The organism is Actinocrinis sp., assembly GCF_035938995.1.
GTDB lineage: Bacteria > Actinomycetota > Actinomycetes > Streptomycetales > Catenulisporaceae > DASZGI01.
In genome coordinates this window covers 1-14,348 of record NZ_DASZGI010000211.1, presented here as the reverse complement: position 1 = coordinate 14,348, position 14,348 = coordinate 1, and the positions used below count along the sequence as shown (strand labels likewise).

Below are 14,348 nucleotides of genomic sequence, written 5' to 3'. Positions count from 1 at the left end.
GCCGCTTCTGTGTCGAACGGAATCGGATCGAACTCGTGCTCGGCGCGCTGGAGCACGTCCATGCGCCGGGCTCGCTCGACCGCGGCGTCATACGCGCTTTGCTCGTCATTGCCGCGCACTTCGTGGGGGCCGGCCGACAATTCGGCGAGAGTGATCGCCGTGATGGCCATCTCATCCGGTAGTTCGGCCGGGTCGATCCATGCTCGAAGGATCACGATGTTGGTATCGAGCAATCCCTGCCGACGGTGCTCAGCGGGCATAGGGGTCACCTGAATCGTGATCGGCGGCGGCGTCCTGGTCCGCGCGGAAAGCCTCAAGATCGACAGGTGGGGCGCCGCGGGACATCGTGGCGAACTCCATACGCGAAACGAACCGCCGACGCCCGCGCAGGGGGATCAGTTCACCGATCCGATGGCCGTCTCGCGTGACGGTGAATGCTTGGCCGTGCTCGACGGCGTCCATGATCTCTTTCGACCTGTTCCGCAGATCGCGCTGGGTGATTTCCGGCTGAGCAGTCATGAGCACATCATATCCTCGTGTGGCACTCAGTGCTACTGCGTGCTGCACAGTTTCGCGGGGAGCCCTGCTCGGTCGCGGTCCTCTTGGCTTCTCGCGTCGGCTGCAAGGCCGCGACTCAACCACAGCCGCGTGCGTCGTAGCTGGTCAGCGAGGTCTTGCCTGTTCGAGTAGGTCCACATGAGGTCAACTCATCAGATGAACGTCAGGCCGCCTCCGCGAGGTGGCCTTTCATCTCTGATCTCTGCACGGAGTTCGCCCGGATGTCCCACGGTGCCGTGCCGCGCCATTTCCTGGAATAGGGAAGCACACGCCGGAAAGTTGGAGCTGAAGATCCGTCAGGCTGAGGGGGCCGTGAGGGCTGCGGGTTAGGATGTTTGGGCGTGGGTGGAGGGTGCGGTGACGTCGGCGCGGATGGGTGTGTGAGCGGGTGCGGGTGCTGGGGGCCAGGGGATGCGGGTGGCGCAGAGGGACACGATGATCGCGGCTGCGGCAACTGCGGCCATGGCCCAGGCGAGGCCGCTGGCGTTGGCGATGAGGCCGATGATGCCGGGACCAGCTAACAGGCCGACCGTGCCCATGGCGGCGACGATTGCGAGGGAGTCGGGGCCTCGGTCCGCTGCGGCCTTGTAGACGCACGGGGTCACTGCGGCGATGCCGAGTCCGACGCAGGCGAATCCCAGCAGGGCGGGTGGTGTTCCGCCGATCAGCACGGCGATTGCGAGTCCGCCGCCTGCTGCTGCGCTGCCGATGGTGACCAGGGTCCGATCGCCGCGGAGGGTGCGCCAGCGATCGGCCATCAGGCGGGCTAGGACCATCGTCACCGAGAAGACGGCGATGCCCATGGGAGTCAGCGACGCCGGTGCCTTGGCGACGTTTTTGAGGTAGAGCGCCGACCAATCGTTCATGGCGCCCTCGACGATGGTGCCGAACGCCATGGCGGCGCCCATCCAGAGGAATGGGATCGGGGGGATGGGGCGGCGGCGGTGGGGCTCGGACTGCAGGGGTGGTGAGTGTGAGGGCTCCTCGGGCGTGTGTGGGGGGTGCGTGGAGGAGTCGGGGAGGATGCCTGTGTGGGCGAAGCCGAGCAGCGTGAGCAGGAGTGCTGCGGCGATGGCGAAGTGCGTGGGCAGGTTTGCGGTCACGGCGTTCACGGCTGAGGCGAGCAGTGCACCGGCGAGTGCGCCGCCGCTGAAGGTTGCATGCAGCCGCGCCATGACCGTGCGCTGATATGTGGTCTCGAGCTGCGCGCCTTGTGCGTTCATTGCGACGTCGAGGCAAGCCACCGCGACTCCGTCGCAGCACGCGATCGCGAGGGCTGTCGGGTAGTTCGGCGCCAGTGCGAGGGCGAGCGGGAGGAGCGACAGACAGAGGGCAGACAGCTCTGCTAGCCGGCGCGAGCCGAGGCGCTTCATCAATGCCGCGACGAGCGGGAAGGAGGCTGCGGCGCCTATTCCGCAGACCGTGAGCAGTAGGCCGATTTCCGCGTCGGAGGCACCGAGTCGGGCCTTGAGAGCAGGCAGTCGTGAGGCCCAGGTTGCGTACTGGAAGCCGAGCAGCGCGAAGAGTGCCGCGATCGCCAGGCCGGACCTGCGGAAGGTGACGTGAGAAGGGGACACGGTATTCGGCCTCACGGTCCTGCCGGGGGAAGGGTGGATTGCGAGGCGGGAACTTTGAGAAGTGGAAGTGGTTGTACGCGCGTGGACATGTAGACCGCGTGGGGGCCGTAGCTTGCCGGCACGTCGACCTCGAGGTGCGGGTGGAATCCTTGCGCCGACCAGAACGCGTCGCTTTCGCCGACGGCGACGAGTGAGATTCGTTCGAACAGGAGGTCTAGAGCACGCTGCGTGAGGTGGTGCAGCATCCGCTTTGCCAAGCCTCTGCCACGGAAGGCTGGTGCGACGACCATGTCGTGAAGATGCAGGTTGGCTGAGTGGTGTGAGCGCGAGTCCGTCTCCGGCTGGCTTAGGTCGGGGAAGCTTTGTGGCGGGTATGGGATGGCAAGCACGTAGCCTGCGACCGCTTGGTCGAGGTCGAGGACGAAGCAGGTATCAGGGGAGATGCGCGCCCTGGAGATGAGCGCGTCGCGGCCTTCTGAGAGTCCGAGGGCGGCGTAGGTCTCGGCTTCGAGCTCGACGATGCCGTCCCAGTCGGCGGGCTCGATGAGGCGGATGCGTGCGCCGCGGATCGTTGTGCAGGGCGTCGGCTTGATTCCGTTGAAACCCTGGGTCGCGTAGCTGACGGCATAGGCACCGCTTAACGCGATCCAGACAGGGTCTCCGGATCTGAGTTTTTTTGGGACGCTGGTGAGGGTGCGTGCGTGCCCGAATACGTCGTCGCTGTCGCAGGTGGGGCCGGCGACGATTGCGGGCACGTACTCCGTCTCCGGCTCCGGCTCCGCGTGCGTCGGGAAGAGCAGCGGGAAACGGAGTTCGTCGGCTTCATAGAGACCGTTGAATCGTCCGCAACTCAGGTAGAGCCAATGCTCCCGGTCGCCGGTCGGCGACTGCCGCGACGCCAGCCGGGACACGTGAGCGCGGATCGCGCTGTGGTCCGCGACGAGGTAGCGGCCGGGCTCGATGACGAAGTCGAGCGGAGAACCGGAGGCAGTGGTGAGCCGTTGCATGCCTTCGCGGATGGTGGCGAAGATCTTGTCCAGCGGCGGATTCATGGGCTTGGCCAGCCCGTCAAGATAGCCGAGAGCGGGCAGGCCTCCGCCGAGGTTGACATGGTCCAGCAGGATGCCGCGCTTGTGGAGGGCGACGATCGTGTCGGCGAGATCGTCGAACGCCGCGCGCCAGGCGTCCGCGCTCATCTGCTGTGAGCCGACGTGCACGGACAGGCCGGCGGGGATCAGGTCGAGGTTTCGGGCCGTTTGGAGTATCAAGACTGCGTCAGGGGCTGAGCAGCCGAACTTCCGGCTCAGGCCCCACACCGCCCCGTCCCCGGTGGTGGCGAGGCGGCAGAACACGCGGGCGCCGGGCGCGTACGCGGCGATCGCCAGCACGTCCTCCACGCTGTCGGTGGCGAAGTCGCGCACGCCGAGCCCGAACGCGTCGGCGATGTTCCGATCGGACTTGGCGGTATTGCCGTAGTGGATCCGCGCGACCGGCACGGACGCGCCGACCGCCTGCGCGATCTCCTGCGGACTGGCCGCGTCGATTCCGGCGCCCCGCGCGGCAAGAGCGGCGATCACGGCGTCGACGGGGCAGGCCTTCATCGCGAAGCGCACGGTGACGCCGGGCAGTTCCCGCAGCACGGAGTCGTAGCGTTCTTCGATTCCGGCGAGGTCGAAGATGATCCGATCCTCATCGCAGGCAGCCAGGGCGGCGCGCAGGTCAGGACTGATCGGCATGGCGAGGATGAGGGATCTGGAGTGCTGCCGCGTGGACGGTGGGCGGGGCGGTCGGGGTCGCAGTGCATGCGCGCACGAGCGATGGCCAGACCTCGGTCAGAAGTGCGAAATCCTCGATGTCGGCCTGGGCTTCGTCGAGGAGCCGTGGGCGTTGGGCGGCGAGGAGGTCTGCCACCTCCGCGTACTTGCCGCCGAGCCGGCGGTAGGCGCGGTCGAGGGCGTCCAGCCGTCGGTCGTTTTCGGCTCGGTCGAGCTCGGCGCTGTGCCGGGCGAGTTCGGTCACTGCGTCCGGGCGCACGTGTCCGCCGTCGTCGAGCAGCTCTGCGCCTGCCTCGGCCATGCGCTCGTACATGAAGTTGAGGTAGAGCATCGACAGGAAGAACTTCGCCAGCCGTAGGTGGTAGGACTTGAAGCCGGCCTCGGTGCGCCGCTCGGGGGTGTAGAAGTTCACGATGTTACGGTTGTGCACCACGCCGGGCAGTCCGGCGTCGTAGATCAGGTGCATGAGAAAGTAGTCGCTGCCGATCGTGTTCGCCGCGGGCAGCAGCGGCACGCGTTCGTACACCTCGCGCCGGAAACTGATGTTGCACATGTCGATCTGCATGGGGTCGACGACCGTCAGGGTCGACTGATCGCGCCTGAACGGCTGCGTCCCGGCACCGCGGAACGACTCATCGACGAGCGCGCGCTTGCGCTCGTGCGGCCAGTGCTCGGGGGCCCAGAGGCTGACGATGTCGAAGTAGGCGTCGCGGTCGAGGTCGTAGATCTCGCCGATGTCCACCGAGAGCTCCCCGACGAACGAGCTGCCGACCAAGACGACCGGCCGGTGCGCGTCGGCGGGATCGAGCGCGATGTTGCAGACGCCGTACACCGCATCGATCGCGCGCTTGCCTAGTGAGGCGAGTTCGTGGTGGATCGGGAAGAGCGGGCTGCCGTCTATGGTCTGATAACGGCTGTCGGAGTCCCGGCGGTGGACCGACTCGCAGCCGAGCGCGCTGGCGTAGAGGAAGATCCGGTTGGTGCAGGCGCCGTAGGAGACGTCGGCCGGGAGCATGAGGTCGAGCACGAGGTCCGGCTTGGCCGGCGCGGCCCGGTCGATCGCTCGGCACAGGAAGTCCCGCTGCGTGGACTCGTCGAGATGATGCACGGCCACGCGCGGCGCGGTGGGTGCCTCGCGCAGGACTGCGGCGTGTGCCTCGAAGGTCGGTTTGTCCGTCGAGTCGAGGATAAGCAGGTGGACTTCGACGTCGAAGTACGCTGCGGCATACCGCGCCTCCGCGCCGAGCGCCGCGACCGTGTCGGCGCAGGGCCGGTTGGTAGGCAGAGCAAGGCAGATCTTCTTCACGCCCGTACTCCGTCCTGTATGCCGGCCGGAAGCTCTGAGCCGTCCCAGGAGGTGCGGCCGAGTAGCTTGGCGCCGAGGTCGGTGAGCGTGGCGGGTCCGTATCGGAGCGACTCGTGTTCGACGGCGTCGCCGATCAGGGTTTTGTTCCAGTCCGGGGTGCTCAGGCGGCGCCAGGAGTCGATCCTCGACCGGCGCAGCGCCACGTGCGACTCGAGCGCGGGCATCATCGACAGGTACTGGACCGCCCGCACGCCCTTCTCCGAAGTGTTGGGCGCGACGCCGTGGGCGAGCATGCCGTTCCAGATCAGCAGGTCCCCGGCCTGGAGTTCCGGGCGCACCAGAGGGAACTCGGCGCGGTCGGCACCGGGTCGGACCGGGTCCCGGTCGGCCGGGGCCGTGGCCCGCCACTGGTCGAAGCGGCGGAACAGCTCCGGCGAGCACTGGAAGCCGCCGAGCTCCGGCGCCGTGTCGTTCAGCGCGATGACGCCCTGGACCCGCTGAGGCGGCACGTCGGGGGTGGAGTCGACGTCCCAGTGCAGTTCGATGTCGAATCCGGTCTCGGTCGGGGCGATCAGCGCACGATCGCGGTTCTTGACGTTCGGCGGGTTCAGGTTGAGCCGGTCCAGGGTGACCCACAGCTGTTCGCAGTCCCAGACGTCGACGAATGCGTCGTAGACGCGGCGCGTCTGGCGGCTGTCCCAGATCAGCTGATGATGGTAGGCCTCGACGAAACCGTAGATGTACAGGTCTTGGTCGAGCTGCGACCGGTACGTGCGCTCCGGATACCAGGAGTCCGGCTCGTGTGGGTCGAGCCCTTGGAACTCCCACGCGAACTCCAGCAGGTCAATCGCGGCGGCGGCGGAGATCGCCTGCTTCACCACGACGTAGCCGTAGGTCTGCCAGAAGGCGAAGTCGTCTTCGGACAGGACGCGCAGCGGAAGGTCTTTGCGAAGCTCGCGCAGCGGTGTCGGGGCCAGATACGTGTCGGCGTCCGCGCTGAAGTACGGGAGGTGCGAGGCGGCGCGGTGCAGGGGAGAGCCAGGGGCCATGCAGATGCTCCGTGGTTCTTGCCCGCCGCGGCCCGGTGAGGCTATTCGTCGGTGAGCCCGCATAGGGCGCACCGACCGCGGCGACGGTTGGATGACAGGGTTCCCCCACCTGGGTTGGACGCGCGCACGACGGCCCGCCACGTCGGCCGTCGCGGGTCTCGCGGGTCGACGTGCACGCCGACAAGGCCCCTAGCAGGGCACTTGCTCAGCCACTCGTTGCGCAACACCAAGGTGGACTAGACCAATGCCCCGTGTCAACTCTCTGCGCATTAAGGCGCGGTGTCGGTCGGTCGTATGTGCAAGTTAAGCCAGGCGGATCAGTGCGGCGGCCAGCACGGCGCCGCCCACGACGAGGAGGAACGGCGCGCGCAGCACGATAAGGAGCGCGGCAGCGCACAGCCCGCCGGCCCTGGCGTCGAGCCCGAGGTGCCGCCCGCTGCCGAACGTCTGCATCGCGGTCAACGCGGCCAGCAGCGCGATGGGGGCCAGCGCCGCGAGCCGCTGGACAATCGGCTTCTCGAGCAGCCGCTCAGGAATCAGCAGGCCGGCGAGCTTGAGCAGATAGCAGCTGATACTTCCGATCAGCACGGCGGGCCACATCAGCGGCCTGCCGTGTCGGCGCGGCGGGAGCGATGGGCAGGTGTACGCATTCCCACGGTGACAGCCACGAGCGCGGCCGCGACGACGGGAACACCGATCGGCGTGACCGGGATGAGTGCGAGGGTGACGACCGCCGCCGTCAGCGCGGTGAGCCGGGTGTCCCGGGTCCGCACGCGCGGTGCGAGCAGCGCCAGGAACGCTGCGGGGGCGGCGGCGTCAAGGCCGAGGGCGGATGGATCGGGCAGGGCGCGCCCGGCGATGGCGCCGATCAGGGTTCCAGCGTTCCAGAGGACGAAGATGGCCAGGCCGGTGGCCCGGAACGCGATCCGCCCCGACTCCGGGTCGCGCTGCGCGGTGGCCATCGCGGCGCTCTCGTCGATCACCAGCTGCGCCGCCGCGAGCCTGCGCAGTCCGGATACGCGCAGCAGGCCGGACAGCCTCAGGCCGTAGAGCGCGTTGCGCGCGCCGAGCAGGACGGCGACCGTCGTCGCGGGCAGCGCGGCGCTGCCCGAGGCCACCGCGCTGACGAGGGCGAACTGCGAGCCGCCGGTGAACATCAGCAGAGACAGCACGCAGGTCTGCGCGACGGAGAACCCGGTGCTCGTCGCCAGCGCGCCGAACGACAGCGCGAAGGCGCCGGCCGGGGCGGCGATCCCGAACACGTCGCGGGCGAGCGGGCCGCGGAGGGCGAGGCGGGTTGACTGGGCGGGCGCCGGTGCGAGAGTAGTCTCCACGCAGGCAGGTTAGTGCTGAACTATGCGCACACGATTGCTAATGTATGCTCACTGGCCCTATTCGGTAGCATATAGTGTCATGGATCGTGTTGATCGCGCAATTCTGTACCACCTCCAGGAAGACGGCCGGCTGCCGAACGTGGAACTGGCCGAGCGAGTGCGGCTGAGCCCGTCGCCGTGTCTGCGGCGGGTCAAGGCTCTGGAGACGGCCGGCGTGATCGCGGGGTACCACGCCGAGATCGATCCGGCCGCGGTGGGGCGCGGCTTCCAGGTGATCGTGCACGCCTGGCTGAGTCAGAACGTCCGGCCGATCGTCGAGGCGTTCGAGGCGGGAGTGGCGCAGCTCGACGAGGTGGTCGAGTGCCTGCGCATGTTCGGCGAGCCGGACTACCTCATCCGCGTCGCGGTGGCCGATCAGGACGCCTATGAGGGCTTCCTGATCAACAAGCTCGGCGCGCTGCCCGGGCTGACCCGGATGACGTCGCAGATCACGATGAAGACGGTGAAGGCGGGGCGGCGCCTGCTCCCCGGGCCGCAATGATCGGGTGCGGGGAGGTCGGACGGCTGACGTTGGCAGGCTGAGTCCGAGATCGAGACCCGGACCGCCCGAAAGGCCGGTTTCCGCTGCCCGAAAGTCGTCCCGCGGGGAAGTTGTCCGCGTCGGCGTCTTCTGACACTTATAGGGGCCAGTGGATTCAACGGATGGGGGAGTGGGTTTCAGTGGGTCTGCAATTCGCCGGGACGGCCGGTGGGTCACGCCGCCGCGCAGTGATCGGCATCGGTGTCGCGAGCGCGCTCGCGGCGCTGCTGGGAATGTCAGTGTCAGGATGTTCGGGCAAGGCCGCGGCGCCGAAGGCCGTGGCCGGTTCGCAACAGCCGTCGGCATGGGAGCGCACCTTGGCGCAGGTGCAGCCGGATGGGACGGTCACGCTCTCCACCGCCCTGTCGGCGTTCTCGCTGGCGGTCGGCCCGATCCCCGGCGCGGCGCCGCCCGCCGGAGCCGCCGGGCCGATTCCGTCCGGGACGCTCGCGGTGAGTTGGGTGCTGGGCAAGTGGAGCCAGCTGAGTCCGGCTCAGCAGCAGGCGGTGCGCACGGACTTGGCCGGTGCGTCCGGCGGGAACAATCCGGCCGCCTTCGTGCGGGGGAGCGGCGGCGCCGTCGAGGCAGCCGCCGTGCGGGCCGCGACGCCGTCGCCCGGCCCGAACCCTCAGCTTCCCTGCCTGACCGCGGATTCCGCGGGTGCGACGCCATACCGGGCGCAGCTGGCCGGGATCGAGAGCTCGATCGCCGCGCATCTGGGCCGCTCCCTGGGCCTCGACGTGCACTTCGCGGTCAACACCGGCCAGCTCGAAGGCAATAGCCTGATGTACACCTGGGCCTGTGCGGGCACCAGTACCGCGACCGGCGCTGTGACGGGCTGCACGATCCACGTCAACCCGCTCGCGCTCGGCCCGGGCTACACCGACGCCGACCGAAGCAACTTCCTCATCCACGAGGTGATGCACTGCTTCCTCTTCGGCAAGTTCGGCCTCGACTACAACGCCATGCCGGCGTGGTACCTCGAGGGCGTGCCGACGTGGGTGATGACCGCGCTCGGCACCGGAGATCCGAAATCGACCAAGTACTGGGTCTCCTACCTCGACACCTCGGGCACGCCGCTGTTCCAGCGCTCTTACGACGCCATCGGCTTCTACGCCCATCTCGCCGAGACGGGCACGGACGTCTGGAAGGTCATCGACCCGATCGGCGCCGCGTTCGTGGCCGGCGGCAACGCGAACAGCGCGGGGTGGAACGCGGCCGGGATCACCCAGCAGTTCTTGGACTCCTGGGGCTCGGGATACGCCACGGGCCGCTACCCGGGCGCCGCGTGGAACACCACCGGACCGAATCTGCCCCCTTACACCGACGCCCTCGCGCAGGGGGCGCTGAACGACGGCGGCGCCGTCACGCTCGCGGCCAAGCCCGCATCGCCCGCGATCGAGCAGGTCGACGTCAACGCGCAGGTCGTGCAGTTCAACCCGGGCGCCGGGGCGAGCGGGCGGATCAGCCTGGACGGGGGGACGGACGCGGTGCTCAGCACCGCCGGAGGGGCGCTCTACTGCACTCTGGGCTCGGCCTGCCAGTGCCCGACGGGCAGCGCTGGAGACGGAACCCAGTTCACCGCGATGGCGTCCGGCGAGCACTACGTCACCGTCACCGGCGGCCTGAAGGCGGGTTCGGTGCAGGCCGTGGGGATGACGCTGGCCGACGCCTGTAAGAAGCCGAACAAGCCGTGCCTGGTGGGTTCGTGGACTGGGACCGGGCTCGCCGCGCAAGGCGGCATCACGGCCTCTGGTGGAGCCGGTGCGAGCCTGACCGTCACGCCTGGGGGCACCTTCACGCTGGTCCTCAGCGGCATGCAGCCGGTCGACTTCACCGGCCAGGCCGGCACCGCGGGGTCGTTCAAGTACGACGGCCAGGAATCCGCGGTGATCACGCTACCCGCGGCTGGAGCCTCCACCGGCGTGCTGACGGTACGTCAGGGCACGCTCAACGTCGGCGGCATTTCGGTGACCGTCCACGTGACCTCGCCGATCACCTTCGATCTCGGCCCGATCAGCGTGAGCCAGTACGAGGCCCAGAGCGGCGGCGGCGGGGACGGCGTCGGCGACGCGCCGGGGGCCGGAGACACCTATCAGTGTCAGGGCAATGCCCTGACGATCTCCGTCAACCACATTGCGCAGCAGTCGGCGCAGTGGACATTCGCTCGGAGCGGTAGCTAGCGATGCGGGCCCGCCGAGGTTGATGGCGGCGAAGGCAAGAGCGCGCGGCGGGGAAGGCCCTCTTCCCCGCCGCGCGCTCTTCGGCGGCTATGCCCCTACGACGTGAGCCGCGCACCGACGCCTGTTGGCGTTGACGAGAGCGGTTGATGCAGCCGGCGCGGGTCAGCGTGGATCGGCGCGGTCGACGTTGAAGTGGCGGCCCGCGGACACCGCCCACGCATTGTCCTCGGTGTCCTGGGACGGGTGGTGGGACAGCCCGAGCCGGGTGATCATCCGCTGCCCGCCCTCGGTGTCGCCGTAGAGCACGTCGATGCTGAACGGCTGCCCGTCCTTGGACCGCTCAGTCAGCTGGGCGAACTGGTCCGCGCCCGGATCGCGCAGCGCCACCTGGCAGAACCCGCCGTCCCCGGCGGCGACGTAGATGTCGCGGGTCAGCATGTGGAAGTCCGCGGGGTCGCCGTGCGGTCCCATCGGATCCACCAGTACGTCCCAGCCGTGCAGGACGCCCACGCCGCGACCCACGTTGCGCAGCGAGATGACCAGGTAGACCGCCTCGTCTGTCACCTCGAGCACGGCCCGGCCACCGGGCACGGCCAGCCACCGCCCGTCGGCGAAGCGCACTTTCTCGACCGGGTCGTTCCAGCGCGTGGGCACCAGGATCGGCCGCAGCCCGTCGAGCAGCCCGCGCTCGGCGCTGCGGGCCGCGGCGTTGGCCGAGCGCGTCGAGGAGAAGGTGGAGACGGCCAACAATGCCGTGCCCCCTGCCGTGGCCACGTTCGCCAGTGTGCCCCAGTCGACCATTCCTGTCCCTTCCGCTCCGACGAAGACGATTATGGTCGCTCCGGTCCGGCGGCGCGGACGGGCTACCCGTGCGTCTTCGGCAGGTCGAGCACGGCGACCGCGCGTTCGGTCAGGCTGCCAAGGTAGAGCCGGTCCCCATCCTGGCGGGCGGCGGTCACCCCGCGGTACCCGACCTGCCATCCGCGCAGGTCGTGCACGACCTCGCCGCTCTGATCGACGGCCAGCGCCCAGGCCAGGTCCTTCGGCCCGGGAAGCAGCCGTTGAGGTGTCGCCGCCAGGAGCGAGCGCAGCCACGGCGGCCGGGGGAGCAGCCAGTCGAGCAGCGCGTCGCGCGGGCTGGCCATGCCGACCCAGACCAGCCCGTCGTCGGTGATCGTCAGATTGTCGGGGAAGCCCGGAAGTTCGCCGACGAGGGTCTGGCTGGTTCCGGCCATCGGTCCGGTCAGCCAGAGGCGGACCAGCCGGTAGCCACCCATGTCGGCGACGACCAGGCTCTGCTCGTCCGGGGAGACGACCACGCCGTTGGCGAAGTGCAGCCCGTCCAGGAGGACGTCGACCGCGCCGTCCCGGTAGCGCAGGACCCGGCCGGTGCCGGTGTGCTCGAGCAAGTCGGCCTTGTAGCGTGCCAGTCCGAAGCGCTGGGAGGACTGGGTGAAGTAGATGGTCCCGTCCCCGGCGACGGCGGCGTTGCTGCAGAAGGTCAGCCGGTCACCGCCGACGGTGTCGCAGAGCACTTCCACGCCCGGTCCAGGCGAGGCCGCCACGCGCAGCAGGCCGCGCTCGGCGTCGCAGACCACGAACGCGTCGTCGCCGTATCGCTCGATGCCCAAAGGCCGTCCGCCGGTGTCCGCGAGCAGACGGGCCTGGCCAGCATCGGTCGCGTCGGGCGGCACGCTGACGATCCGACCGTCCGCCAGTCCCACGACGATCTCACCGGACGCGCCGAGTGCCAGGTGTTCCGGCCCTTCGCCCGGCAGCGGGATCCGCCGGAGCGGTGGAAGCGTGCGCGGGTCTGAGCGGCGCGGCACGGGACGCGAAGGTGGCGGTGGATTCCAGCGCACGGCGCGGAAGCGGGCGTCGGCCATCGGCTTCTCCTCGCGGGCGGCTCACGCGTCGATGCGGAGGCGTCCGGCCAGTATGAGCGCTTCCGGGCGCGCTCACTACGGGCCAGTCCGGAGCCGAGCCGGGAGAGCGCTCTCCTTCTAGGCGACGCGACGGCGGCCGTCCGAAGACGGCCGCCGCGCCCCGTTTCCATGCAGTTTGATTCACAGGTTGCTGATCAACTGGTAGCTACCAGCCGACCGCCACAACCATGTACTGCGGGTTGTTCACCGAGATGTCGGAGGACTGGCCCGCGTCGTCGTCGTACGGGAAGCCGTACTGGACGTTGTTGATCGCGTTCTGGTGCCAGAACTGCGCGTAGTAGTTCGCCGGAGCGGCCTGGTAGAAGTTGCTCGGGATCGATTGCTGCGCGGTCGGCAGCTGGGCGACGTGCCGGTTCAGGCCGGCGCACAGCGGCGGGTTGGCGGCCAGTGTGCCGCCGCAGCCGAAGATCTGCGCGGTGGAGTCGCTGGTGTCGCCGTTGGCCGCCGCGTAGCTGCTGAAGTAGTTCGCGTACGCGCCGCCGGTCTGGAACGCCGGGTCGTTACCCGGCGACGGGATGCCATAGGGCGCCTGGTCGGTGGCCAGTTCCTTGAACTCGGTCGGGACCGAGTTCTGGAAGCGCTGGAACGTGGCCGACCGGCTCTCCTGGAAGGTCGCGTAGTTCTCGCCGACCTCCTGGTCCGAGCCGTCATGGCCGTGGAGGAGCAGGGCGAGCTTCAGACCGAACCGGTCGACCCGCGTGGTGTCCACGTTGATCGAGGACGCTCCGACGGTGAACTCGATGAAGTCGTAGTACTGGCCGTTCGGGGTGCCGAGATAGAAGTACATCCGGCCGGCCGAGTTCGCGGGCATGTCGATGTACGGCTGCTGCGCGATCGACTCCGTCTGTCCGTTGAAGCTCCAGTAGACCTGGCTGTCCGGGTACTGGCCGTTCGTCTGGTTGGTCACCTTGACTTCGAGCACGTGGGTCGCCGCGGGGATGCTGCCGGTGTCGCCCCAGAACGCGGCCGGTGGCGCGCCGTTCCCCGAACCGCCGGTCGACGAGGGGGAGGGTGATGGGCTACCGGTGCTGCCCGCGGTGGTGAAGACCTGGAATTCCCAGATGGAGTATCCCCATTGGGTGTTGCGCTGTGTGCCGTACATGCGGATGTAGCGTCCGGTGCCGGTGACGTTCAGGGTTTCGGTACCGCCGGGGCCGGTGGTGGTGGAGTAGATCGTGGTCCAGTTGGCGGCGTCGTTGGACACCTGGATCTGATACGCCTTGCCGGAGGCCGTCTCCCATTGGATGACGACTTGGCAGATCGACTGGGTCGATCCCAGGTCGATCTGGAGCCATTGCGGGTCGCTGAACTGGCTGGACCAGCGGGTGCCGGTGTTGCCGTCGACGGCGTTGGAGGCGGGGAAGGTGGCGTTCTCCAGGGAGGAGGCAGTGGCCGGATGGTTGAGAGCGGCGTTGGTCGTGCCGCAGCCGTTGGAGGATCCGAAGCTTCCGTAGACCTGGAACTCCCAGAGCGAGTAGCCCCACTGAGTGGCACGGGTGGTGCCGTACATGCGCACGTACCGGCCCGACCCGGTGATGTTGAGGGTCTGTACCCCGCCGGTGCCGGTGGTGGTCGAGTAGATCGAGGTCCAGTTCGCGTTGTCGTTCGAGGTCTGGATCTGGAACGCGGTGGCGTACGCGGTCTCCCAGTTCAGCACGACCTGCGTGATGCTCGCGGAGGCGCCCAGGTCGACCTCCAGCCACTGCGGGTCGGAGAACGCTGAGGACCAGCGGGTGCCGGTGTTGCCGTCGGTGGCGTTGGCCGCCGGCGTGCCGGCGTTCTCCTGCGACGAGGCGGTGGTGGGCTTGCCCTGCGACAGCAGGGTGGGCGCGGCGTGCGCCTCGGTGGTGAACGCGACGAGCATGTACACGGTCATGCCGAGCGCTGCGACCACGGCTGTGGCAGCGCGCGCCCAGCGCGGTAGGGATCTCCGATGCGTTAACGCGGCGGAGGAGAGTGCCTTCATTGGCTTCTCCAGCTTTACCGTCGAGAGGGGTGGGCAAGTGTTCGGAGAGCGCTCTCCAAGATGGGATGGTTGCG

12 protein-coding genes and 1 pseudogene are annotated in these 14,348 nt (G+C 68.7%); 2 read left to right on the top strand and 11 right to left on the bottom strand.

Annotated elements, in window-relative coordinates; all coding sequences use genetic code 11:
- From VGZ32_RS15075 to VGZ32_RS15040, 8 genes and pseudogenes are all read right to left on the bottom strand, one after another.
- Nucleotides 1-260: pseudogene (locus tag VGZ32_RS15075) on the bottom strand (VapC toxin family PIN domain ribonuclease); the annotation flags it as partial.
- On the bottom strand, nucleotides 250-519 hold the full coding sequence (locus tag VGZ32_RS15070) for a type II toxin-antitoxin system prevent-host-death family antitoxin (protein ID WP_326886654.1): 270 nt from the start codon (nucleotides 517-519) through the stop codon (nucleotides 250-252). The gene VGZ32_RS15070 and the pseudogene VGZ32_RS15075, both read right to left, overlap by 11 nt.
- A gap of 365 nt (nucleotides 520-884) precedes the next feature.
- Nucleotides 885-2,135 carry an MFS transporter gene (locus tag VGZ32_RS15065; RefSeq protein WP_326886653.1) on the bottom strand — a complete coding sequence of 417 codons (1,251 nt, stop codon included), beginning with the start codon at nucleotides 2,133-2,135 and terminating at the stop codon, nucleotides 885-887.
- Nucleotides 2,136-2,146: 11 nt separating this feature from the next.
- Entirely contained in the window at nucleotides 2,147-3,871 is a 1,725-nt protein-coding gene (locus tag VGZ32_RS15060; protein ID WP_326886652.1) for a GNAT family N-acetyltransferase, read from the bottom strand.
- Nucleotides 3,855-5,216 (bottom strand): DUF6271 family protein, encoded by a 1,362-nt coding sequence (locus VGZ32_RS15055; RefSeq protein ID WP_326886651.1) that lies wholly within the window; start codon nucleotides 5,214-5,216, stop codon nucleotides 3,855-3,857. The genes VGZ32_RS15060 and VGZ32_RS15055 overlap by 17 nt, the downstream gene beginning before the upstream one ends.
- Nucleotides 5,213-6,265, bottom strand: a complete 1,053-nt coding sequence (locus VGZ32_RS15050; RefSeq protein ID WP_326886650.1) for a phytanoyl-CoA dioxygenase family protein — start codon at nucleotides 6,263-6,265, stop codon at nucleotides 5,213-5,215. The genes VGZ32_RS15055 and VGZ32_RS15050 overlap by 4 nt, the downstream gene beginning before the upstream one ends.
- A 303-nt stretch (nucleotides 6,266-6,568) precedes the next feature.
- Complete coding sequence (locus VGZ32_RS15045) at nucleotides 6,569-6,865, bottom strand: AzlD domain-containing protein (protein ID WP_326886649.1); 297 nt, start codon at nucleotides 6,863-6,865, stop codon at nucleotides 6,569-6,571.
- The gene (locus VGZ32_RS15040) at nucleotides 6,865-7,599 is read right to left on the bottom strand and encodes an AzlC family ABC transporter permease (RefSeq protein WP_326886648.1); all 735 of its coding nucleotides are present in this window, start codon (nucleotides 7,597-7,599) and stop codon (nucleotides 6,865-6,867) included. The genes VGZ32_RS15045 and VGZ32_RS15040 overlap by 1 nt, the downstream gene beginning before the upstream one ends.
- Before the next feature lie 79 nt (nucleotides 7,600-7,678).
- Here VGZ32_RS15040 and VGZ32_RS15035 point away from each other — a divergent pair, with 79 nt between their 5' ends.
- Together VGZ32_RS15035 and VGZ32_RS15030 are read left to right on the top strand one after the other, a co-directional pair.
- The gene (locus tag VGZ32_RS15035; protein WP_326886647.1) at nucleotides 7,679-8,140 is read left to right on the top strand and encodes an Lrp/AsnC family transcriptional regulator; all 462 of its coding nucleotides are present in this window, start codon (nucleotides 7,679-7,681) and stop codon (nucleotides 8,138-8,140) included.
- A gap of 179 nt (nucleotides 8,141-8,319) precedes the next feature.
- Complete coding sequence (locus VGZ32_RS15030; protein WP_326886646.1) at nucleotides 8,320-10,362, top strand: hypothetical protein; 2,043 nt, start codon at nucleotides 8,320-8,322, stop codon at nucleotides 10,360-10,362.
- Nucleotides 10,363-10,524: 162 nt separating this feature from the next.
- Here VGZ32_RS15030 and VGZ32_RS15025 read toward each other — a convergent pair whose 3' ends face one another.
- The 3 genes from VGZ32_RS15025 to VGZ32_RS15015 form a co-directional block, all read right to left on the bottom strand.
- Complete coding sequence (locus VGZ32_RS15025) at nucleotides 10,525-11,136, bottom strand: hypothetical protein (protein WP_326886645.1); 612 nt, start codon at nucleotides 11,134-11,136, stop codon at nucleotides 10,525-10,527.
- An 89-nt stretch (nucleotides 11,137-11,225) separates the two neighbouring features.
- Nucleotides 11,226-12,248 carry an SMP-30/gluconolactonase/LRE family protein gene (locus tag VGZ32_RS15020; protein ID WP_326886644.1) on the bottom strand — a complete coding sequence of 341 codons (1,023 nt, stop codon included), beginning with the start codon at nucleotides 12,246-12,248 and terminating at the stop codon, nucleotides 11,226-11,228.
- A 205-nt stretch (nucleotides 12,249-12,453) separates the two neighbouring features.
- Nucleotides 12,454-14,184 carry a discoidin domain-containing protein gene (locus VGZ32_RS15015; RefSeq protein ID WP_326886656.1) on the bottom strand — a complete coding sequence of 577 codons (1,731 nt, stop codon included), beginning with the start codon at nucleotides 14,182-14,184 and terminating at the stop codon, nucleotides 12,454-12,456.
- Nucleotides 14,185-14,348: the final 164 nt, after the last annotated feature.

Excerpts from the sequence above, each read along its gene's own strand:
- VGZ32_RS15070 (WP_326886654.1), bottom strand. The coding sequence starts at position 519 with ATGACTGCTCAGCCGGAAATCACCCAGCGCGATCTGCGGAACAGGTCG.
- VGZ32_RS15060 (WP_326886652.1), bottom strand. The coding sequence starts at position 3,871 with ATGCCGATCAGTCCTGACCTGCGCGCCGCCCTGGCTGCCTGCGATGAG.
- VGZ32_RS15035 (WP_326886647.1), top strand. The coding sequence starts at position 7,679 with ATGGATCGTGTTGATCGCGCAATTCTGTACCACCTCCAGGAAGACGGC.
- VGZ32_RS15015 (WP_326886656.1), bottom strand. The coding sequence starts at position 14,184 with ATGACCGTGTACATGCTCGTCGCGTTCACCACCGAGGCGCACGCCGCG.
- VGZ32_RS15045 (WP_326886649.1), bottom strand. The coding sequence starts at position 6,865 with ATGTGGCCCGCCGTGCTGATCGGAAGTATCAGCTGCTATCTGCTCAAG.
- VGZ32_RS15020 (WP_326886644.1), bottom strand. The coding sequence starts at position 12,248 with ATGGCCGACGCCCGCTTCCGCGCCGTGCGCTGGAATCCACCGCCACCT.
- VGZ32_RS15050 (WP_326886650.1), bottom strand. The coding sequence starts at position 6,265 with ATGGCCCCTGGCTCTCCCCTGCACCGCGCCGCCTCGCACCTCCCGTAC.